This is a genomic window from Enterobacter cloacae complex sp. S1 (genome assembly GCF_014930525.1).
In the GTDB taxonomy this organism is placed as follows: Bacteria; Pseudomonadota; Gammaproteobacteria; order Enterobacterales; family Enterobacteriaceae; genus Enterobacter; species Enterobacter hormaechei_C.
On record NZ_JADBRE010000023.1, the window covers coordinates 14,313 to 36,617 of the forward strand.

Sequence of the window (22,305 nt, forward strand, 5' to 3'; positions counted from 1 at the left end):
AGATTTGTTGCCGGGTTGCGGCGTTGCCTTAACCGGCCTACACGATCGTAGGCCCGTGCAAAAAGTATTAACGCAGGCCCAGCTGGAAGATCAGCGTTTCTGCTTCGCAGGCGAACACAAAGTCGATATCCAGCCGCACGCCGCCTTCCACTTCCGTGAAGGTGGATTTGATTTCACACGGATCGGATTCGACTTCACGCGCGCGCTGGCTCAGCGCGGCCAGCGTCTCTTCCGCTTCAGCGCGGTTAGGGAATACGCGGCTGTAAGAGGCGGTGCAATCGGTGTTGTCCATAATGGTGCCAACATCCATACAGCAGCAAACCGGGGTTTCATCAGCACTGCATTTACTCATAGCTCAATTTCCTCTGTATTCGCGCAGGGCGCGAGATAAACACGATGCGTCTATTTTACGCCCCCGAACGAGCCCCCTCCAGCCGTTAATGGCGCAAAATCGGATAAGTGAGCAATATCACACTAAAAAATGATCTAAAACAAAATTCCCCTTTTCAGAGGAATCGCACTGGTCACAATTTTGCCAACCAGATCTCGTTTCAAGAAACATATCTGAAAATATTAATAAACAAACTTGCAACATCCCAGCTGGTCAGACCTATACTCTCGCCACTGGTCTGATTTGTAAGTCATACCTCAGACCCTACACTTCGCGCTCCTGTTACGGTATGTAACAATTATTGAATAAAAATAACTCAATGAGGTTATGGTCATGAGCCAGAAAACCCTGTTCAAACAAACTGCTTTAGCAGTTGCAGTGGCAATCGTCTCAACGTCCGCCTGGTCAGCGGGCTTCCAGTTAAACGAATTTTCTTCCTCTGGCCTTGGCCGTGCGTATTCCGGGGAAGGTGCGATTGCCGATGACGCAGGCAACGCGAGTCGTAACCCGGCACTGATCATGATGTTTGATCGCCCTACCTTCTCTGCCGGTGCGGTTTACATCGATCCTGATGTCAATATTTCTGGCAAATCTCAGTTCACCGGCGCAGATCTGAAGGCGGATAACATTGCGCCGACCGCGTGGGTGCCTAACCTGCACTTTGTTGCGCCAATCAATGAACAGTTTGGTTGGGGTGCCTCTGTCACCTCTAACTATGGCCTGGCAACGGAATTCAATAACAACTATCCGGCCGGGGAATACGGCGGTAAAACCGACCTGACGACCCTGAACCTCAACCTGAGCGGCGCATATCGTCTGAACGATAACTGGAGCTTTGGTCTGGGCTTTGATGCTGTCTACGCCGATGCAAAAATCGAGCGTTACTCCGGGGAGCAAACTGCTGCGCTGCCAAAAAACAGCAATAAAATTGCCAGCCTGAAAGGTGATGAATGGGGTTACGGCTGGAACGCCGGTATCCTGTATGAACTGGATAAAAACAACCGCTGGGGTCTGACCTATCGCTCAGAAGTGAAAATTGATTTCGATGGCGATTACAAAAGCGGCATCCTGAGCCCAGTCAACGGTATGGTGCCAGGCGCAGGTACCACCATTCCATGGGGTACCTCGAATCAAACCGTACCGGGCTCACTGTCGCTGCATCTGCCAGAAATGTGGGAAGTGTCAGGTTATAACCGCGTTGCGCCGCAGTGGGCAATTCACTACAGCCTCGCGTATACCAGCTGGAGCCAGTTCGAGGAGCTTAAAGCCACCGGCAGCAACGGCCAGACGCTGTTCTATAAAGACGAAAGCTTCCACGATGCTTACCGTATCGCGCTTGGTACGACCTATTATATGGATGACAACTGGACGTTCCGTACCGGCGTGGCATTTGATGACAGCCCGGTACCGGCCGATAAACGTTCTATCTCCATTCCGGATCAGGACCGTTTCTGGGTGAGTGCGGGGGCAACCTACGCGTTCAACGAGAATGCCTCTATCGACGCGGGCGTGTCGTACATGCATGGCCAGAAGGTGACCTTCCAGGAAGGCCCATACGAGTTTACCTCTGAAGGTAAAGCCTGGCTGTTTGGTACCAACTTCAACTACGCGTTCTAATCCCAACACGATTAAAAAAGGTGAGCATTGCTCACCTTTTTTATTTATTCCGAATCGATATCTTTTAATTCGTTCTCAATGGCTTTCGCGTTCGGATTATCTTCCGGCTTCAGCTTACCGCCGTTGGCAATAAAGTCATGGTTCTGGAAGTAGGCCTCGCGGACCATGATGTACGGATCGGAAGACTGACGCAGCAGACCATCAGAATCCAGCAGTTGCGCACGCGTTTCAATTCCTTCCACGGTCCATTTACCAATCGACAGCGGCCAGGTGAGCCATGACAGTACAGGATACAGCGTATCCACCATGTCGCCGCCATCATCACGCACGGTAAAGCTGCCGTAGAATGGCAGGTGCACATACGGACCATAACCTACGCCATAATGACCCAGCGTGCTGCCGAAACGGTGCGGCTGTTCACGCTGTAATTTCGGGTTCGCCATGCCTGCGACATCAATTAAGCCGCCCATACCCAGCAGGGAGTTCAGGAAGAAGCGGGTGAAATGCACCATCCCCTGATACGGGTCGCCCTGGAGGAAGTAGTTCACCATAACCGCTGGCTCTTCCAGGTTACTGGTAAAGTTGCTCAGCCCGTTACGCGCCGGCTGCGGAACGTAGTCACGCCATGCCACGGCAACCGGACGAACCAGATATGGATCCAGCACATTATAGTTAAAGCTGTACATTGAACGGTTAAATCCTTCGAGAGGATCGGAGCGTCCCGTTTGCTCGCCAGAGCTGGCGCAGCCCACAAGCATTGTTACGCCCAGCGCAAGCGCCGACAGCCGAAGCTTCATAAATTTCTCCCTGTTCAATATGGCTATCGTTGAATGCCATCTGTGACGGAGCCTGTGATGCTCCGCCTGAAACGTGCAAGTGATTGTAACAGCACGCTTACCGATGTCTACGAGGACAATGACGACCCGCTCGCGTCATCACGCTAATTTCAGCATAGCCTGTCTTTCAGAATTCGTTTCGCTGGCAATTTTATATTGGCTTTGAAAGAGATGTCTCACCTTTATTGCCATTTTCAGCAATTTAAGAGCATCCCCACGGGGAAAGCGCTAAAAGCCGCTACGCTTAAATGAGCAATTACCCCGAAGGAGCTGTTATGAAAGACATTAGCGAAGAGAAAATTGGTGAAAGCAAAGAGGAGCTTGAGATTGAAAGTGAGGAGAAAGACCGGGGAGAAGAGATAGAAGTCGATGAAGATCGCCTGCCGTCGCGCGCCATGGCTATTCATGAGCATATTCGCCAGGACGGGGAAAAAGAGATGGAGCGCGACGCGATGGCCCTGCTGTGGTCAGCCATTGCAGCCGGTCTGTCGATGGGCGCCTCTCTGCTCGCCAAAGGGATATTTCACGTTCAGCTGGAAGGCGTGCCGGGCGGTTTTTTGCTGGAAAATTTAGGCTACACGTTCGGCTTTATTATCGTCATTATGGCGCGACAGCAGCTATTTACGGAGAATACCGTCACTGCCGTACTGCCCGTCATGCAAAATCCGACCCTCGGTAATTTCGGTTTACTGATGCGCCTGTGGAGCGTCGTGCTGCTGGGTAACCTGATCGGTACGGGCATAGCCGCCTGGGCGTTCGAGTATATGCCAATATTTGATGAACCGACCCGCGACGCATTTGTGAAAATTGGCATGGATGTGATGAAAAACACGCCGGTTGAAATGTTCTCTAATGCCATAATTTCCGGCTGGATCATCGCCACTATGGTCTGGATGTTCCCGTCAGCGGGCAGCGCGAAAATCGTGGTAATTATCCTGATGACCTGGCTTATCGCACTCGCCGATACCACACACATTGTTGTCGGAACCGTTGAAATCCTTTATCTGGTATTTAACGGCACACTCCACTGGAGTGACTTTTTCTGGCCGTTCGCCCTGCCAACCCTCGCAGGCAACATTTGTGGCGGGACCTTTATCTTTGCGCTGTTGAGCCATGCACAAATCCGTAACGACATGTCCAACAAGCGTAAGGCCGAACTTAAGGCTCAGGAAAAAAAGGATAAAACTGCCGAAAAATCGGCGTAAACGGTGACTCTTTGACCAGTCAGGCGGCAATGCGCTTAACGAAAAGTGTAAATAACGCTATACTCTTGCCGCTTCGTCCCCTTAGTTAAATGGATATAACGAGCCCCTCCTAAGGGCTAGTTGCAGGTTCGATTCCTGCAGGGGACACTTCTGTCTTTCCTTACGCCCCCTTCCAAAGCTCCACGCAGTTTCGGCCACGCCGTTTCGCGCCATATAAGGCTTCATCCGCCGCCTGAATCAATCGCTCGTAATCGGGATGCCCGTTGAACATCGCAACGCCTATCGAGAGGGAGAGCGGGATAATATCGCCGGTTGGGGAGTTAACCTTGATTTTTTCCACCCGCCTGCGGATACGCTCGGCAATTCGCAGCGCGTCCACCTCTGAGATTTCCGTTAGCACAATCAGAAATTCATCGCCGCCGTAGCGAAAAACGTAATCACAGGTTCGCACGTTGTCGTAGAACGCGCCGGAGACTTTTCGCAGGATCTCGTCCCCGGTATTGTGCCCCCAGGTATCGTTGATTTGTTTAAATTTGTCGACGTCAATCAGCAGCGTCGAGAGCTTTGTTCCCGCCCGGGTGGCGTGCAGGATTTCGCGTTTGAAGATGGTTGGCAGGAAACGGCGATTCAACAGGCGGGTCAGGACATCAACCCCCACCTCGTGTCGCGACACTTCGTCAAACAGTTCGCGCAAAAGCGTGATGATTTGCGAGAGGGTATTACGCATTCGCTGCAAGAATTTATCCCGCTGCGCTTTATCACTCAGACCCTGCCCTGCAAGACGGACCTCGTTAAAAAGGTCATCGAATTCCTGAATCAGACGAGAGATATGACCGGCCTCAGCGATGCCGCTGAAATAGTGCCGACCTTTATGGCTAAACCACAGTCCAAATTCAGACTGCCCCAGCGGCAGACTGTTGCCGATACTGGAATTAAGCGTGATCTTATACAGAAGCACCATTTCCCATGACAGCAGCGCCGCGGTCTGTCTCTCCTTCTCCTCTTCTGCGTTCTCCATTAAGGAAAAGATGCGATAATTTTCGTCCTCTTTCGCCGCATTGTTCTCGCTAAATACATAGGCCCGCGACATCACTTCCATGGCCAGATCGATACTGTTTATCGCGTAGTGATAAATATGCAGCTTCACCTCAGGCGAATGGGCGCTGGTAGTAATGACAGGTAACAGCAGCTTTTTCAGAACACGGAAGCCCATTTCAACTAAATCAACCGAAATACCAATACGGGCATGAACATCCGCAGCGCGCTGCTGCGCCCGCATCTGCTCTTCAACCTGCTCCACACGGCATGAAAGCACATCAATAAGCCAGCGACGAAGCGCCTCCTGAAGCTGCCTCTCCACCTGTTCGGTTGTCAGGAATTCAGCTGCCGATGGATCTGCCAGCACAACACAATAGAATTCAGCGACCAGGGGAGTTGCGTTGTCTCTGGCAAGCTCAGTCGCAAGCCGATGCACATCGGGATCGGTTTCATTAATCAGCTTCACCCACTCTTCTTTCACCGTTTGCAGGTAGGTTTCCATGGTCTGCACCTTCAGGAGACATGCGGGAACGCAGATTTAACAATAGCAAAATCAAACCACTCCGTAATTGCCGCTTTTTTCAACAAAAACGAGTGATGGCTCATAATGTATAACGGTGCTACATTATGCCGCCCACCCAAGTCAGCAATGGCCAGGCAACGTCGTAAAGAACGGTAAAGCCTGCAACCATGACCTCGTCCTACGGTCTTAATGGCACGTGGTATCGCGAAGTCTGCGCTACCTTAACAGGCTTTACAAAGGTTCCACTATTTTGTCTCAATCCAAATTTCAGCGGGCGTTTTTGCACCCGCGCTACTGGTTTACATGGTTCGGCCTTGGCGTACTTTGGCTGCTGGTTCAACTTCCATATCCCGTGATCCGTTTCCTGGGTTCTAAGCTCGGCAGCGCATCGCGTTACTTTCTTAAGCGTCGTGAATCCATTGCCCGAAAAAATCTCGAACTGTGCTTTCCGCATTACAATGCGCGGCAGCGCGAAACGCTGATTGCGGAAAACTTTAAATCTATCGGTATGGCGCTGCTTGAAACCGGTATGGCCTGGTTCTGGCCAGACGAGCGTGTCCGTAAATGGTTTGACGTGGAAGGCCTGGATAACCTGAAACGTGCCCAGATGCAAAACCGCGGCGTGATGGTTGTGGGTGTGCATTTTATGTCGCTTGAGCTGGGCGGCCGCGTTATGGGTCTTTGTCAGCCAATGATGGCAACCTATCGCCCGCATAACAGCGCGCTTATGGAATGGGTACAAACGCGGGGCCGCATGCGTTCAAATAAGGCGATGATCAGCCGTAACAATCTCCGCGGTATGGTTGGCGCCCTGAAAAAAGGTGAAGCCGTCTGGTTTGCCCCGGATCAGGACTACGGTCCTAAAGGCAGCAGTTTTGCCCCTTTCTTTGCGGTTAAAGATGTCGCTACGACGAACGGTACCTTTGTGATTTCACGTCTCTCAGGCGCCGCGATGTTGACGGTGACCATGGTCAGAAAAGCGGATAAGTCAGGCTATCGTCTGCATATCTCCCCAGAGATGGCGAACTATCCTGAAGATGAGAGTGAAGCCGCGACCTTTATCAATAAGGTGATTGAGTTTGAAATTATGCGTGCGCCTGAGCAGTATCTGTGGATGCACCGCCGCTTTAAAACCCGCCCCTTGGGCGAAGCCTCGCTCTATATCTGACCCCTTTCGAAGGTTAGTTTCGCTAAGAAACTAACCTTTTCAAACACCTGTAATCGCAGTGCGTAACGGCTTTTTTCGACCGTCGCTCAACAGGCATTTATTGCGTACCGAAATCAAACTGTCGCCGTTCCACGACACTCGTAAGTGTAGGAAATTATTTAAAAAAATGCCTCTTGTCACTCCTGAAATTTAGGCGTACATTAGCGCCGTCTGGCGACAGGAAAGCACAGAATTCAGAGCTGAAGTTAGCGACGTCACGGGATAATTCCGATTTCCCCTTTCGCATGATTTCAACTCTCTATACTCAGTTGGACTCTGTTTTTTTAATGCGTACCGGAAGATACGCGGAGCGATGAAACGTGAAATATTTCTTTATGGGCATTTCGGTTATTGTTTTAGTTTGGGCCGGAACGTTTGCTCTGATGATCTAGTTAAGAAAATGCAGTCAAAAAAACAGGCGCCGTTGGCGCCTGTTTTTTTTGGTGTCCGTTACGACTCGGGTTGTTCCGCAACGCTCTTCGCTGCAAGCAGGCCATCCGCGCGGAACATGCTTTTAATGCCCCGCACTGCCTGACGGATACGGTCGCTGTTTTCAATCAGCGCGAAACGCACGTGCGTGTCACCGTAGTCACCAAAGCCAATGCCTGGAGAGACGCAAACCTTCGCGTCCTGAAGCAGTTTTTTGGCAAATTCCAGAGAACCCATCGCCGCATACGGCTCAGGGATTTTCGCCCAGACGTACATAGAGGCTTTAGGCATTTCCACCATCCAGCCTGCTTCATGAAGCCCTTTTACCAGCACATCACGGCGGCGTTTGTACTGAGCGGCAATATCGAGCACGCATTGCTGCTCCCCTTCCAGCGCCGCGATGGCCGCGACCTGTAACGGCGTAAAGGTGCCATAGTCATGGTAGCTTTTAATACGCGCCAGGGCGCTCACCAGCGTTTTGTTTCCCACCATAAAACCAATTCGCCAGCCCGCCATGTTGTAGCTTTTCGACAGGGTGAAAAACTCAACCGCCACATCGCGGGCACCCGGTACCTGCATAATTGACGGCGCTTTCCAGCCATCATAAACGATATCGGCGTAGGCGAGATCGTGTACCACCAGCACGTCGTAACGCTTAGCCAGCGCGACCACTTTCTCGAAGAATTCGAGTTCAACGCATTGTGCTGTTGGGTTTGACGGGAAACCGAGGATCATCATTTTCGGCTTCGGATAGCTTTCACGAATCGCCCGTTCCAGCTCGTTAAAGAAGTCGACGCCTTCCACCAGCGGGACAGAACGCACCTGCGCGCCGGCAATCACCGCCCCATAGATGTGAATGGGGTAGCTCGGATTCGGCACCAGTACGGTATCGCCGTGATCCAGCGTCGCCAGCATCAGGTGGGCCAGCCCCTCTTTGGAGCCAATGGTCACAATCGCTTCACTTTCAGGATCGATATCGACCTGATAACGATCCTGATACCAGCGGGAGATCGCCCGACGTAAGCGTGGAATGCCGCGTGAGGTGGAATACCCATGGGTATCGGGACGCTGGGCAACCGTGCAGAGTTTCTCAACGATATGCGGCGGCGTTGGGCCGTCAGGGTTACCCATACTGAAATCGATAATGTCTTCGCCGCGCCGACGCGCAGCCATTTTCAGTTCAGCAGTGATATTGAAAACATAAGGGGGGAGACGATCGATACGCGTAAAACGGCGTTCAGGACTGAATTCAGCCATAGATTCCTCAGAGTCACGTTAGCGCCCGGACCGTCCGAGCGACGCTGCCACCCGTGTGGCGTGCTTAGAAAATAACCTGAAGAAAAAGACGCTGTCGAGAGGATAACGGCAAAACAATATTTTGCGCTAAAACGGGAATGCGATTGCAGTGAAAAGCGGAACTCTTATCGCGAACAGGCAGTTTTAAGCGCTACGATTTAACACAATATTTTCAGTATCGTTACCTGGCTTTTCTCCCCAAACGGAAAAGCACCGGCTTTCAGTCAAAAGCCAGCAATCCCCTTTGAGAATTATGGTTTTTCCCCATTTGATAAATCTGATGGATAGCTGGTCATCAGGCCCTATGTTTTCTATCATAGCTTTTTCCCGTTTTCCCAGGCCTGACCGTGCACGAAATCTTCAATATGCTCCTCGCGGTGTTCGACCGCGCGGCATTAATGCTGATCTGTCTCTTTTTCCTTATCCGCATCCGCTTGTTCCGCGAACTGTTGCATAAATCTGCCCATTCGCCAAAAGAGCTGCTGGCCGTCACGTTTATCTTTTCGATGTTTGCCCTGTTCAGCACCTGGTCCGGGGTGCCGGTAGAAGGCTCGCTGGTGAACGTGCGCATCATCGCCGTCATGTCGGGCGGGATCCTCTTTGGTCCCTGGGTAGGGATTATCACAGGTATCATCGCCGGCACCCATCGATACCTGATTGATATAGGCGGCGTGACGGCAGTCCCCTGCTTTATCACCAGCATTATTGCCGGGCTGCTCTCGGGCTGGATTAACCGCAAAATCCCGAAAAAGCAGCACTGGCGTGCAGGGATTATCGCGGGGATGGTCTGCGAAACGCTGACCATGATCCTGGTCATCGTCTGGGCGCCAACCGTTGCGCTGGGGCTGGATATCGTCTCGAAGATCGGTATTCCTATGATCCTCGGGAGCGTCTGTATCGGGTTTATCGTGCTGCTGGTGCAAAGCGTGGAGGGCGAAAAAGAGGCCAGCGCCGCGCGTCAGGCCAAGCTGGCGCTGGATATTGCCAACAAGACGCTGCCGCTTTTCCGACACGTTAACGCCGAATCTTTACGTCAGGTTTGCGATATCATCCGCCGTGATATTCACGCCGATGCGGTCGCCATCACCAATATTGACCACGTGCTGGCTTACGTTGGCGTCGGGGAGCGCAATTATCGCGACAGCGACGATACCATCAGCCCGACCACCAGACAGGCGATTAACTACGGAAAAATCATCATTAAAAACAATGATGAAGCCCACCGGACGCCAGAGATCCACTCAATGCTGGTGATCCCGCTGTGGGAAAAAGGCGTGGTCACGGGGACGCTGAAAATTTACTACTGCCATGCGCACCAAATCACCTCCTCGCTCCAGGAGATGGCGATTGGCCTGTCGCAGATTATCTCCACTCAACTTGAGGTTTCGCGTGCAGAGCAGCTGCGCGAGATGGCAAATAAGGCAGAGCTGCGCGCCCTGCAAAGCAAGATCAATCCCCATTTCCTGTTTAACGCGCTGAACGCTATCTCCTCTTCCATCCGTCTGAATCCGGATACCGCGCGGCAGCTGATATTTAATCTGTCGCGCTATCTGCGCTACAACATTGAGCTAAAAGACGACGAGCAGATCGACATCAAAAAAGAGCTGTATCAAATCAAGGATTACATCGCCATCGAGCAGGCACGCTTTGGCGATAAGCTCACGGTCATTTACGATATTGATGAAGAGGTCAGCTGCGTGATCCCAAGCCTGCTGATCCAGCCTCTGGTGGAAAACGCCATTGTTCACGGTATTCAGCCGTGTAAAGGCAAAGGCGTAGTAACGATTAGCGTGACGGAAAGCGGTAACCGCGTGCGCATCGCCGTGCGCGATACCGGGCACGGCATCGATCCGAAAGTCATCGAGCGCGTCAAATCAAACGAAATGCCGGGCAACAAGATCGGACTGCTGAATGTGCATCACCGGGTCAAACTGCTGTACGGTGACGGGCTGCATATTCATCGTCTTGAGCCGGGCACCGAAATTGCCTTTTATGTTCCGAATGAGCGAACGCCCGTGAATGCCCCGATATCCTTGTTGCCGTAGGCCGGAGTAACAGATGAAAGTCATCATCGTAGAAGATGAATTTCTGGCTCAACAGGAGTTGAGCTGGCTTATCAAAACCCACAGCCAGATGGAGATTGTTGGCTGTTTTGAGGATGGTCTGGACGTGCTGAAATTTTTACAGCATAACCGGGTCGACGCGATATTCCTCGATATTAATATTCCGTCGCTGGACGGCGTCCTGCTGGCGCAAAATATCAATCAGTTCGCCCACAAGCCGTTTATTGTGTTTGTCACCGCGTGGAAGGAGCATGCCGTGGAGGCATTCGAGCTTGAGGCGTTTGACTATATTCTCAAGCCGTATCAGGAGTCGCGTATTATCAGCATGCTGCATAAGCTGGAAGCCGCGTGGCAGCAGCAAGCATTACCCGCCAGTGCCAGCCCGGTAGCGCGGGAAAACGACACGATTAATCTGGTGAAGGACGAACGGATCATCGTCACGCCTGTCGACGATATTTACTATGCCGAAGCGCATGAAAAAATGACGTTTGTCTATACGCGGCGTGAATCCTACGTCATGGCGATGAACATCACCGAATTCTGCAATAAACTCCCGGCCGCTCACTTCTTCCGCTGCCACCGCTCGTTCTGCGTCAACCTGAACAAGATCCGCGAAATCGAACCCTGGTTTAATAACACCTATATTTTGCGGCTAAAGGATCTGGATTTCCAGGTGCCGGTAAGCCGCAGCAGGGTGAAAGAGTTCCGCCAGCTCATGCACCTGTAGCGCGTTCCCTCTCCCGCAGGAGAGGGGAATGAGCATCAGAGGATCTGACCCAGTACCTGACGCAGATGCGCCCCGGAGCCCAGTAAGCCTGGGTTGTCTTGGACAATCAGGTAAACAGGAATGTCCTGGACATAGCTCCTGAAGCGGCCTTTGTCTTCGAAGCCGCCACGGAAGCCGGAGGCGGTAAAGAAATCGAGGAAGCGCGGCACGATCCCGCCCGCAATATAGACCCCGCCAAAGGTGCCAAGGTTCAGCGCCAGGTTGCCGCCAAAACGCCCCATGATGACGCAGAACAGCGACAAAGCACGGCGGCAGTCAATACAGCTGTCGGCCAGCGCGCGTTCGGTCACATCTTTAGGTTGCAGATTTTCAGGCAGACGACCGTCTGATTTTACAATCGCCCGATACAGGTTCACCAGGCCCGGGCCAGAAAGCACCCGCTCGGCCGACACGTGCCCAATCTCGGCGCGTAGCTCCTCCAGAATAATGCCCTCTTCTTCGCTGTTCGGCGCAAAATCCACGTGACCGCCCTCGCCCGGCAGGCTGACCCAGCGTTTGTCGACGTGGACCAGGTGCGCCACCCCCAGGCCGGTGCCTGCGCCGTAAACGGCAATCGGTTTGCCTTCAACCGGGGCCGTACCGCCGAACTGAATCAGATGCTCTGGTTTAAGCATTGGGATAGCCATGGAAACCGCAGTGAAGTCGTTGATAATTTCAAGGTGCGAGAAGCCGAGGTTTTTCCGCATTTCGGCAATTGAGAAGGCCCACGTGTGGTTGGTCATCGCCACCCAGTCGCCGGTGATCGGACAGGCAATAGCGATACAACCGTCTTCAACGCTCACTTTATGCTCTTCCAGATAGACGCGAACCACCGCTTCCAGGCTTGGGTAATCCAGCCCTGAATAGGTTTTCGCCTGAGAAATTTCACCGCTGTTCACATCGCACAGGGCAAGGCGCGCGTTGGTGCCGCCTACATCACCTACCAAAGCATACTTTGTCATTCTTCTACTGCTCCGCTAAAGTCAGAATAAATCTTTGGGACACTGTAAATTCAAGGCGTGATAACAACAACGACCAGAAGGTGACTGCCCATGGATTATCGATCTTCGTCACATTATAACTTTACCGTTTCAGCACCTTTTGCACTATTGCCACAATGCTGATTGTGCAAAGTAACGTTAAGCCGTTTTGTACAAGGAAATCATCATGCTCCATCCGCGAGCCAGAACCATGCTGTTATTGGCTGTCCCGGCGCTGATTATTGGCGTGGCGTCGAGCCTGGTGCTCATCGTCGTCATGAAAGTGGCGGCGGTGCTGCAAACGATTTTATGGACCGCGCTTCCGGTAAAACTCGGCATCAGCATTGACTCGCCGGGCTGGATCATGATGATGCTGACCCTGACCGGGATTGCCGTAGGGCTGGTGATCCGCTATAGCCCGGGTCATGCCGGGCCGGACCCGGCACTGGAACCCTTGATTGGCGCGCCTGTCTCTCCCTCTGCTCTGCCGGGGCTTATTATCGCGCTGATTATCGGTCTTGCGGGCGGCGTAAGCCTCGGGCCTGAACATCCCATTATGGCGGTTAATATCGCGCTGGCGGTCTTTCTGGGGGCGCGTCTTTTCCCGCGCGTTGGCGCGCTGGACTGGACGATCCTGGCGTCAGCAGGCACCATCGGGGCGCTGTTTGGCACTCCGGTCGCGGCTGCGCTCATTTTTTCGCAAACCCTCAGCAGTGATCATGAAGTACCGCTATGGGATAAACTCTTCGCGCCGCTAATGGCCGCCGCTGCGGGAGCCCTCACCACCAGCCTGTTTTTCCATCCCCATTTTTCACTCACCATCCCCCACTACGGCCAGATGCAACTCACCGATATTTTCAGCGGTGCCGTCGTCGTCGCGATCGCCATTGCGCTGGGGATGGTCGCGGTGTGGTGTCTCCCTCGCCTGCATCGCCTGATGCACAGGCTGAAGCATCCGGTGCTGATTCTGGGCATGGGGGGTTTTATTCTGGGCGTTTTAGGCGCCATCGGCGGGACGGTTACGCTGTTTAAGGGTCTGGACGAGATGCAGCAGCTGGCCTTCAGCCAGGTCTTTAGCGTCTCCGATTATCTGCTGTTCGCGCTGGTAAAACTGGCGGCGCTGGTGGTCGCTGCGGCCTGTGGTTTCAGGGGAGGTCGAATCTTCCCGGCGGTATTTGTTGGCGTCGCGCTGGGGCTGATGCTGCATGAGCACGTTGACGCTGTCCCTGCGGCGATTACCGTCTCCTGTTCCATTCTGGGGCTGGTACTGGTGGTCACGCGCGATGCGTGGCTGAGCCTGTTTATGGCGGCCGTTGTCGTGCCGGATACCACGCTTCTGCCGCTGCTCTGTATCGTGATGTTGCCCGCCTGGCTCCTGCTGGCGGGCAAACCGATGCTGATGGGATGGCGAAACGACAGGTAATCAGGCGTTATTGCGCGCCTCCAGCGCTTTGGTCAGCGCGCTCAGCAGCGGCGGGATATCGGCTTTCGGCAGCATCACCTCGATCAGCGAAAGCCGCTCATGGTGTGCCACTTTATCCAGCACCTCCGCCAGCGCTTCCGCTTCGCTGACGCGCCAGCACTCTGCCTGAGGCGCCAGGCTCAGCGCCTGCGGGATCTGCGTCCAGTTCCAGAGGGCAATATCGTTATAGCGCTGCTCCGGCCCGTGGATGGCCCTTTCCACCGTGTATCCTTCGTTGTTAAGCACCAGAATAATCGGGCGCTGTTTGTCGCGCAGCATCGATCCCAGCTCCTGAATGGTCAACTGCGCGGCGCCGTCACCCGTCAGGACAATCACGCGTCGGTTCGGACACGCCGTTTGCGCGCCAAATGCCGCCGCCAGCGTGTAGCCAATCGATCCCCACAGCGGCTGGACGATAAAGTTCACGTCCGCCGGTAAACGCAGATCGATAGCGCCGAAAGCAGACGTTCCCTGGTCAGCCAGAATAATGTCTCCGGGGCGGATAAACGTTTGCAGGGTACGCCAGAAGCTCTCCTGAGTCAGCGCCCCTTCGATAGTCGGGAACGAAAAGCCGCTGTAATCCAATGGCGCTCGCGTATCACGAACATAGGTTTTACACAGCGCTGTCAGCGTTTCAATGGCCTCCCTCATCGGGATACCCGTAAACCAGACGTCGCCGACGCGGGACGCGTGGGGCTGAACCTCTATCGTCTGGTCCGGCGTCAGCTGGTGGGTAAACCCGGCAGTGAGCGTATCGGTAAAGCGCGTGCCAATACACAGCACCGTATCAGCCCCCTCGATGGCCTCTTTGACCGGCGCGGCGCTCGCCGATCCGCTGTAGGTGCCGTAAAAACCGCTCTGTCGTTCGTCAAAAATGCCCTTGCCCATCAGCATGGTGGCGTGTGCCATCGGCACCTCTTTCACCCACGTCTGAAGGGCCGTGCGCAGACCATGGCGGAGTACGAGGAAGTCCGCTAACAGCGCGGTGCGTTTGCTCGTGGACAAGCGCTTTTCGGCAGCCTCACGGAACGCCTGCAAGCAGGCTGAATCAGCTGGCGCGGGGTTAACAGTGAGAGCGCTTACAGGGGGCGTAGCGGCTTTTTTCGCCACATCAGCGGGCAGCATCAGGTAGCCCGGACGGCGCTCCCGCAGCATAGTGGTCAGGACTCTGTCAATTTCATAGCAGGCGTTTTGTTCGGTAAGTACCGCCTGTGCAACGGTGATGGGTTCGCTCATATGATAGAAATGGCGGAACTCGCCGTCACCCAACGTATGGTGCAATAACTCTCCTCGCTGCTGCGCCGCCATACCCGGGGCCCCCACAATATGGAGGACGGGAACATGTTCGGCAAAGCTGCCCGCCACACCGTTCATGGCGCTTAACTCCCCAACGCCGAATGTCGTCAGGAGCGCGGCAAAGCCATTACAGCGGGCATAGCCGTCTGCGGCGTAAGACGCGTTCAGTTCATTGGCACAGCCCACCCAGCAGATGTCCGGGCTGTCTATCACGTGATCGAGAAATTGCAGGTTATAGTCGCCTGGCACGCCAAACAGATGATCGGCACCACAATCTGTTAGTCGGTCCAGCAGGTAATCGGCGACGCAATAGGGGGTACGCATATTATAAGTGTCCTTCTGACGTTGACCTCACTCTGAGTATTAAATAAGCGTGAAGCGTGTCCAGAATTGGCGACAATCAGGGTCTGGAAAGAATGCTTTACGAAAAAAGCTGAGCTATGCTCATTTTCTTCAGGTTAGTGTAAACGTATACACTGATGTTTCTTTCCAGCGCCAGAGGTCTCGCCAATGGGTTATCAGCCTGACAAAAATCGTTATCAGACAATGCAATATCGCCGCTGTGGACAAAGCGGCCTTAAGCTTCCCGCCATCTCGCTGGGGCTTTGGCATAATTTTGGCGACGCGACGTTACTCGAAAACAGCCGTCAACTTTTACAGCGTGCTTTCGATTTGGGTATTACGCATTTTGACCTTGCCAATAATTACGGCCCCCCTCCTGGTTCGGCCGAACGTAATTTTGGGCGCATTTTGCAGGAGGATTTCCTGCCCTGGCGCGATGAGCTAATCATCTCCACCAAAGCGGGCTACACCATGTGGGACGGGCCTTACGGCGATTGGGGCTCACGTAAATATCTGATCGCCAGCCTGGACCAGAGCCTCAGGCGTATGGGGCTGGAGTATGTCGATATTTTCTATCACCACCGCCCGGATCCACAAACGCCGCTACGTGAAACCATGAAAGCGCTTGACCATGTGGTGCGTCAGGGCAAGGCGCTGTACATCGGTCTGTCCAACTACCCGGCAGAAGTGGCAAGACAGGCGATTGAAATACTGGAGGATCTGGGCACGCCATGTCTGATCCACCAGCCGAAGTACTCCATGTTTGAACGTGCGCCTGAAGAGGGGTTGCTGGACGTGTTGCAGCAAAAAGGGGTGGGATGTATCCCCTTCTCCCCCCTGGCGGGCGGACAGTTGACCGATCGCTATCTGAACGGCATCCCGGCGGATTCTCGCGCAGCAAGCGGCAGTAAGTTCCTTAACCCGGAGCAGATCACCAACAAAAAGCTGGAAAAGGCACGCAAGCTGAATGCGCTGGCGGAAAAACGGGGGCAAAAGCTTTCGCAAATGGCACTGGCCTGGATCCTGCGCCACGATGCGGTGACATCCGTGCTCATCGGCGCAAGCAAGACCGGACAAATTGAAGATGCAGCAGGCGTGCTTGAAAATTGTCGGTTCACGGCAGAAGAGCTGAAGACGATAGATACGATCCTGTCCAGTTCAGATTAAAAATACTTTTAGCAAAAAGTGCTCTCGTTCATGATTTAGGAGTTGAGGCGATGAAACGAATGTTTACCAACTCGTAAAATTGCGTTAACAGGTCGCACAGCGGCCCCGATCGTGAAGGAGAAGAGTATGTTCAGGTCACTGATTCTTGCAGCGGTATTACTGGCTTCGGCCCCGCTGGTCGCCAGTGCGGGCGAAATCACCCTGTTGCCATCGATTAAATTACAAATTGGCGATCGTGATGACTACGGCAGATACTGGGACGGTGGCTACTGGCGCGACCGTGACTACTGGCATCGCCATTATGAATGGCGTCAAAACCGCTGGTGGAAACACGATAACGGCTATCACCGTGGCTGGGATAAGCGTAAGGCTTACGAACGCGGCTACCACGAAGGCTGGAACGATCGCGACGACCGCCGTGGCGGCTGGGGTCACGGAAAAGGCAGAGGCCACGGTCACGGCCATCACCATTAACAACAAAAAGGAGCCTTCCGGCTCCTTTTTCTTTTACAGGCCTGCGGCTGTGCCTATCAGCAACCACAAGTTTAACGCCACCACCACGACCACAATGGCCCACCCGGCGCGCTTCACCCACGTCGAATTCACCAGTTCGCCCATCAGCGATTTATTACTGGTGAAGATCAGCAGTGGCACCAGCGCCAGCGCAATCCCGAAACTTAGCAGTACCTGACTCATCACCAGAATGCGGGTCGGATCCAGCCCCATCAGGATCACAACAAAGGAAGGCAGCATCGTGACCGAGCGGCGAACCCACAGCGGAATATGGAAACGTACGAACCCCTGCATCACCACCTGCCCGGCCAGTGTCCCCACAACCGTAGATGAAAGACCCGCAGCAACCAGGCTTAAACCAAAAATAGTGGCAGCGGCATGACTCAGCAACGGCTCCAGCGTCAGGTAAGCCTGGTCGAGATCGGCAACCCCGGTATGCCCGTTAAAGTGGAACGCGGCGGCGGCGGTTGCCATCATCGCCAGATTCACAAATCCGGCAATGGTCATCGCGATAGTCACATCCCATTTCGAGGCGGAGTAGCGCTCTTTACTCGTCCCGCCATGCAGATTCTGGGTTAAGGAAGAGTGCAGATAAATGACGTGCGGCATGATGGTCGCCCCCAGCACCCCGGCAGCCAGAAAAACGGCTTCAGAAGTGGGTAACGACGGGATCACCATCCCTTTCGTCAGCTGCGCCAGATTCGGCTGGGAGAAAATCAGCTCAACAATATAGGCGGCAGCGACGAACAGCAGCAGGCCGCCGATGACTTTCTCCAGCGGTTTTTGTCCCCGCCGCTGGAGCATCAGAATCAGGAAAGTGGCGATACCGGTCAGCACCGCCCCCTGAAGCAGGGAGACGCCCAGGATAAGCTTAAAGCCGATCGCCGCCCCGATAAACTCGGCGAGATCGGTGGCCATGGCGATAATTTCCGCCTGAACCCAGTAAAACCAAACTGCCGGACGTGGATAATGATCGCGGATTTGCTCCGCCAGGTTTTTTCCGGTAGCAATACCCAGCTTCGCGGAGAGCATCTGAATCAGCATCGCCATCAGATTGGCCCAGACCACAACCCACAGCAGTTTATAGCCGAAACTGGCCCCGGCCTGAATGTTGGTCGCAAAATTACCCGGATCGATGTAGCCAATCGCGGCAATGAATGCCGGTCCCATTAATGCGAACCGCAGCTTGCGTGCCGCTCTGCCGCTGCTACTCTCTACGCGACTATTCGTCATTTCTGCCTCTGGAAATATAGCCTTTGCTATGTTTTATGCCATCAAAATGAGAATGATTATCAAGTTCATTTGTAACGGTTAACATGATTTCTCTGATAGTCAGGAACGATAGACAGGCAGGTGGAGCAAGGTCACAGAATGTGAAAATGCGCAGACATTTGTGAAGCGTAGCACACAAACTTAACTTTTCACTCATTTACCTAACATAACAAAAATGTATTGTTGATCACTATTTTTGAGACTCGTCACAGGATGTAACTATAGTGTGGGCTTGATCTCGTTTTCTTTGTGCTTGTTACATAGAATGTGCACGGAAATTAAACCTGCCTCATATTTGGAGCAAATATGGACCGCGTCCTTCATTTTGTCCTGGCACTCGTTGTCGTTACTGCACTTGCATTGCTGGTCAGCACAGACCGCAAAAAAATTCGTATTCGCTATGTTGTCCAACTGCTGGTCATTGAAGTTTTACTTGCGTGGTTCTTCCTGAACTCCAACGTAGGCCTGGGCTTCGTGAAAGGCTTCTCCGAAATGTTCGAAAAACTGCTCGGATTTGCCAACGAAGGGACAAACTTCGTCTTTGGCAGCATGAACGATCAGGGTCTGGCCTTCTTCTTCCTGAAGGTGCTCTGCCCTATCGTCTTCATCTCTGCCCTGATCGGTATCCTTCAGCACATCCGCGTTCTGCCGGTGGTTATCCGTGCGATCGGCTTCCTGTTATCGAAAGTTAACGGCATGGGCAAACTGGAATCCTTTAACGCAGTCAGCTCGCTGATTCTCGGTCAGTCTGAGAACTTCATTGCGTATAAAGATATTCTCGGCAAGATGTCCCGTAACCGCATGTACACCATGGCGGCAACCGCAATGTCTACCGTTTCCATGTCTATCGTGGGCGCGTATATGACCATGCTGGAACCAAAATACGTAGTTGCGGCGCTGGTTCTGAACATGTTCAGCACCTTTATCGTGCTTTCGCTGATTAACCCGTACCGTGTGGATGCCAGCGAAGAGAACATTCAGATGTCAAACCTGCACGAGGGACAGAGCTTCTTCGAAATGCTGGGTGAATACATTCTGGCGGGTTTCAAGGTTGCAATTATCGTCGCCGCGATGCTGATTGGCTTTATCGCGCTGATCGCTGCGCTGAACGCCCTGTTTGCGGCCGTACTCGGTATCTCCTTCCAGGGTATTCTGGGCTACATCTTCTACCCGATTGCCTGGGTGATGGGCGTGCCCGCTCACGAAGCGTTGCAGGTGGGCAGTATCATGGCAACGAAACTGGTTTCCAATGAGTTCGTGGCGATGATGGATCTCCAGAAGATTGCCAGCACACTCTCCCCTCGTGCGGAAGGGATCCTGTCCGTCTTCCTGGTCTCCTTCGCGAACTTCTCTTCCATCGGTATTATCGCTGGTGCGATTAAAGGCCTGAACGAAGAGCAAGGTAACGTCGTTTCTCGCTTTGGCCTGAAGCTGGTTTACGGTTCAACGCTGGTGAGCGTCCTGTCTGCCTCTATTGCAGCACTGGTTCTGTAATTCATACCGTGCAATAAAAACCGGGAGCCATCGCTCCCGGTTTTTTTTATGCCTCCAGCGCCGTCAGGGGCAGTGGTTTACCAATCAAATAGCCCTGCAAATAGTCCACGCCGAATCGCAGCAACATCTCGCGTTGTTCAGCCGATTCCACATATTCAGCCACCACACAAAGCGATTTCGTTTTGGCCATGTTGCAAATGGACTGCACGATCATCGCATCCATGCTGTCGGTGCAGATATCTTTCACGAAGCAGCCATCGATCTTTATAATATCGGCCTCCAGCCGCTTCAGGCGCTCAAAGTTGGCATAGCCGGTACCAAAGTCATCAATAGCAATGCGGAAGCCGTAATCCCGCAGCTGCTGGATATTGTTGATGCTGCTTCCCGAGTCAGAGAAAGCCTGTTCCTCGGTGATCTCAATGACGATATCTTGCGGCGCAATGGCGTAGCGTTCAAAAAGCGCGATGATCTCAGCCGCAATCTCATTTTGCATCAGCGTCAGCGGCATCAGATTAACGGAGAACCGCGTTCCGGCCCGTTCGGACGGATGGCTGCGCATCCACATCAGCAATTTTTCCACCACGTTCAGGTCAAATCGGTGGCTCAGGTTAAACTGAGCAATCAGTGGAATAAAGCGATCAGGCGTGATGATCTCCCCCTCGCTTTCAAGCCTTGAGAGGATTTCAAAGTACCCTTCCCCACGCGCGTTATGGATTGGCTGGGCGTAAAGGTGAAGCCCACCGATATCAAGGGCGCGTTTTATGCGGGCCAGCATCAGCACTCTGTCCGTCGTCTGACCGGAGACATCATCCAGACTGTTGGTTAACGCCAGGACGTTGTGCCCGGCACAGGACTGCTCGGAGAGCCAGCTCAGCTGACCCAACGTGTGATGCAGGCTTTCTCCATCCGGCACTTCCCCCCAAGAGGCGCCAAACTCGATGTCGAGCTCAGTCTTGTTCCAGATAATCTTACGGCTGTTCAGATGATCAACCATATATTGCAGACGTTCAGCCGTGCCCGGACCCAGCAAGACCACCACCAGCTCACTGCCCGGCAACTGGAAGAGCTTCTCGTCTTTTTGCAATAACGGTTGCAGCGACGCGGTTATCATCTTTTTACAATGTACACGCATGAGGATGCCGTAGTGACGGCTCAGGAATTCGAGATTATCCAGGCGCAGGCAGCAGACTTTGGCCTCGGGATGGTGCTGTAAAAACACTTCCAGCGCACGAATGTTAGGCAGACCGGTGAGCGGATCGGTAAGCGCCCTCTCCTGCCACCCCTGTTTCAGCCATTCACTTTTCTGATAGATCCGCGACATGTAAAGCAGGCAGATGGCGAAAGAGATTAGCACCGACAGGATAAAGGAGAGCGAGTGGCCCGATTCAACGCCATTAAGAAAATTATAATTATAGGTCAACAGCATGAGCGCCGAGGCCGCCCAGAATAAAGAGATGAGCGCATAGCTCAGACGACCAATCCCCAGGGTGAAAAGAATGAAAACGATTGGCATCAAATAACCCGCAATAAACTGCGACTCAAAAGGCGCGCATAAAATAGCGATCATCGAGATCAACAGCATCAGCCACACAACGATAAATAACGCTTTTTTGTGACAAAAGAGGGGCTTCACGCTTCGCCGCCAGAATGTTCGGGCATAGCGAGGATTAATAATCATTCTTAACGGATAATAGAACATCATGGTGAAAATCAGGGCGGCACAAATCAGACTCTGAATATCGATAACGTTATAAATTGCAGAGCCTTCGCCGAAATAGGAGGAGATTGTCACCGGGAAATCAAATAAATATCCCGCCAGATACATCGATAATTTGATGCCTACAGGCACCATAAATCCGAGCCAGAAAATACGTATGCCAATGTACTTATTCGGCATGCTGTGTCGCCAGCGCTTGCCCAGCACCAGACGGATGACGCCACAGGCGGCGAAGACGGTAAACGTCTGACAACATAATAATACGGCAGATTGTAGTGGCGCTAAATCAAGATTATAAATATTAGTAATACTAAAACTTAACAGCAAAGGAATGATTGCCCGCCGTCCAAATAACAACACGATGGCGAGCATGGCACTTAAGGGCAACCACGCCAGATAAACATCATTTTCGCTGACGATGGCCCGTGGAGAGATATAACGAGAAAAAGGAATCGCAATCAGGCTTAGCGCCAGGGCAATCATAAATATCTTTACATTATTGTAAATTTTTCTATTCATTAATCCGGATAATCTATTTTACCATCGTCTCATTGACCGCATGGATAATAGGTTTATTAATAACACGAATCAAGTTCAGGTCTATTTATAGACTTGTTTATTGATTTGGATTGAGGTGAGGTGTAGAAAACGACGTTAATTGCAACAAAAACAGTCTAAAATATTTTACAAG

General features: G+C 52.9%; 18 protein-coding genes and 1 tRNA gene. 11 read left to right on the plus strand and 8 right to left on the minus strand.

Features of this window, described 5'->3' with window-relative positions; all coding sequences use genetic code 11:
- Positions 1 to 67 precede the first annotated feature (67 nt).
- The gene (locus tag IM290_RS15600) at positions 68 to 352 is read right to left on the minus strand and encodes a YfcZ/YiiS family protein (RefSeq protein ID WP_017383455.1); all 285 of its coding nucleotides are present in this window, start codon (positions 350 to 352) and stop codon (positions 68 to 70) included.
- 372 nt (positions 353 to 724) lie between these two features.
- Here IM290_RS15600 and fadL point away from each other — a divergent pair, with 372 nt between their 5' ends.
- Entirely contained in the window at positions 725 to 2,008 is a 1,284-nt protein-coding gene (fadL, locus tag IM290_RS15605) for a long-chain fatty acid transporter FadL (protein ID WP_032102746.1), read from the plus strand.
- Between the two features lie 44 nt (positions 2,009 to 2,052).
- Here the strand turns inward: fadL and mlaA are convergent, their stop codons facing one another.
- A complete protein-coding gene (mlaA, locus tag IM290_RS15610) occupies positions 2,053 to 2,805 on the minus strand; it encodes a phospholipid-binding lipoprotein MlaA (protein WP_003861365.1) in 753 nt (250 codons plus the stop codon).
- A gap of 314 nt (positions 2,806 to 3,119) precedes the next feature.
- Here mlaA and IM290_RS15615 point away from each other — a divergent pair, with 314 nt between their 5' ends.
- The gene (locus IM290_RS15615; protein ID WP_048229778.1) at positions 3,120 to 4,049 is read left to right on the plus strand and encodes a formate/nitrite transporter family protein; all 930 of its coding nucleotides are present in this window, start codon (positions 3,120 to 3,122) and stop codon (positions 4,047 to 4,049) included.
- Between the two features lie 75 nt (positions 4,050 to 4,124).
- Positions 4,125 to 4,196 (plus strand) — tRNA-Arg (locus IM290_RS15620).
- Positions 4,197 to 4,209: 13 nt separating this feature from the next.
- On the opposite strand, the gene IM290_RS15625 is transcribed toward IM290_RS15620, so the two are convergent.
- Positions 4,210 to 5,589 (minus strand): diguanylate cyclase, encoded by a 1,380-nt coding sequence (locus IM290_RS15625; protein WP_193042328.1) that lies wholly within the window; start codon positions 5,587 to 5,589, stop codon positions 4,210 to 4,212.
- A 268-nt stretch (positions 5,590 to 5,857) separates the two neighbouring features.
- On the opposite strand from IM290_RS15625, the gene lpxP reads away from it, so the two are divergent.
- Positions 5,858 to 6,778 (plus strand): kdo(2)-lipid IV(A) palmitoleoyltransferase, encoded by a 921-nt coding sequence (gene lpxP / locus IM290_RS15630; protein ID WP_086524742.1) that lies wholly within the window; start codon positions 5,858 to 5,860, stop codon positions 6,776 to 6,778.
- 359 nt (positions 6,779 to 7,137) lie between these two features.
- Positions 7,138 to 7,209 (plus strand): membrane protein YpdK, encoded by a 72-nt coding sequence (gene ypdK, locus IM290_RS21820; RefSeq protein ID WP_099458937.1) that lies wholly within the window; start codon positions 7,138 to 7,140, stop codon positions 7,207 to 7,209.
- Between the two features lie 58 nt (positions 7,210 to 7,267).
- On the opposite strand, the gene alaC is transcribed toward ypdK, so the two are convergent.
- Positions 7,268 to 8,503, minus strand: coding sequence for an alanine transaminase (gene alaC / locus IM290_RS15640; RefSeq protein WP_193042329.1), 1,236 nt, complete (start codon positions 8,501 to 8,503; stop codon positions 7,268 to 7,270).
- A 386-nt stretch (positions 8,504 to 8,889) separates the two neighbouring features.
- Here alaC and IM290_RS15645 point away from each other — a divergent pair, with 386 nt between their 5' ends.
- Positions 8,890 to 10,587 (plus strand): sensor histidine kinase, encoded by a 1,698-nt coding sequence (locus IM290_RS15645; RefSeq protein WP_193042330.1) that lies wholly within the window; start codon positions 8,890 to 8,892, stop codon positions 10,585 to 10,587.
- 13 nt (positions 10,588 to 10,600) lie between these two features.
- Entirely contained in the window at positions 10,601 to 11,332 is a 732-nt protein-coding gene (locus IM290_RS15650) for a LytTR family DNA-binding domain-containing protein (protein ID WP_015572237.1), read from the plus strand.
- Between the two features lie 35 nt (positions 11,333 to 11,367).
- On the opposite strand, the gene glk is transcribed toward IM290_RS15650, so the two are convergent.
- Positions 11,368 to 12,333: a glucokinase gene (gene glk, locus IM290_RS15655; protein WP_193042331.1), complete on the minus strand. Its 966-nt coding sequence runs from the start codon at positions 12,331 to 12,333 to the stop codon at positions 11,368 to 11,370.
- Between the two features lie 205 nt (positions 12,334 to 12,538).
- On the opposite strand from glk, the gene IM290_RS15660 reads away from it, so the two are divergent.
- Positions 12,539 to 13,774, plus strand: a complete 1,236-nt coding sequence (locus IM290_RS15660; protein ID WP_032619299.1) for an ion channel protein — start codon at positions 12,539 to 12,541, stop codon at positions 13,772 to 13,774.
- On the opposite strand, the gene ipdC is transcribed toward IM290_RS15660, so the two are convergent.
- On the minus strand, positions 13,775 to 15,433 hold the full coding sequence (gene ipdC, locus IM290_RS15665; RefSeq protein WP_193042332.1) for an indolepyruvate decarboxylase: 1,659 nt from the start codon (positions 15,431 to 15,433) through the stop codon (positions 13,775 to 13,777).
- Positions 15,434 to 15,619: 186 nt separating this feature from the next.
- Here ipdC and mgrA point away from each other — a divergent pair, with 186 nt between their 5' ends.
- Positions 15,620 to 16,618 (plus strand): L-glyceraldehyde 3-phosphate reductase, encoded by a 999-nt coding sequence (gene mgrA, locus IM290_RS15670; RefSeq protein ID WP_193042333.1) that lies wholly within the window; start codon positions 15,620 to 15,622, stop codon positions 16,616 to 16,618.
- 126 nt (positions 16,619 to 16,744) lie between these two features.
- The gene (locus IM290_RS15675) at positions 16,745 to 17,092 is read left to right on the plus strand and encodes a DUF2502 domain-containing protein (protein WP_193042334.1); all 348 of its coding nucleotides are present in this window, start codon (positions 16,745 to 16,747) and stop codon (positions 17,090 to 17,092) included.
- A 33-nt stretch (positions 17,093 to 17,125) separates the two neighbouring features.
- Here IM290_RS15675 and IM290_RS15680 read toward each other — a convergent pair whose 3' ends face one another.
- Entirely contained in the window at positions 17,126 to 18,364 is a 1,239-nt protein-coding gene (locus IM290_RS15680) for an Nramp family divalent metal transporter (RefSeq protein WP_023295104.1), read from the minus strand.
- A 345-nt stretch (positions 18,365 to 18,709) separates the two neighbouring features.
- Between IM290_RS15680 and nupC the strand changes: the two genes are divergently transcribed.
- Positions 18,710 to 19,897: a nucleoside permease NupC gene (nupC, locus tag IM290_RS15685; protein ID WP_006811440.1), complete on the plus strand. Its 1,188-nt coding sequence runs from the start codon at positions 18,710 to 18,712 to the stop codon at positions 19,895 to 19,897.
- Positions 19,898 to 19,943: 46 nt separating this feature from the next.
- On the opposite strand, the gene IM290_RS15690 is transcribed toward nupC, so the two are convergent.
- Positions 19,944 to 22,133 carry an EAL domain-containing protein gene (locus IM290_RS15690; RefSeq protein WP_193042335.1) on the minus strand — a complete coding sequence of 730 codons (2,190 nt, stop codon included), beginning with the start codon at positions 22,131 to 22,133 and terminating at the stop codon, positions 19,944 to 19,946.
- Between the last annotated feature and the right edge of the window lie 172 nt (positions 22,134 to 22,305).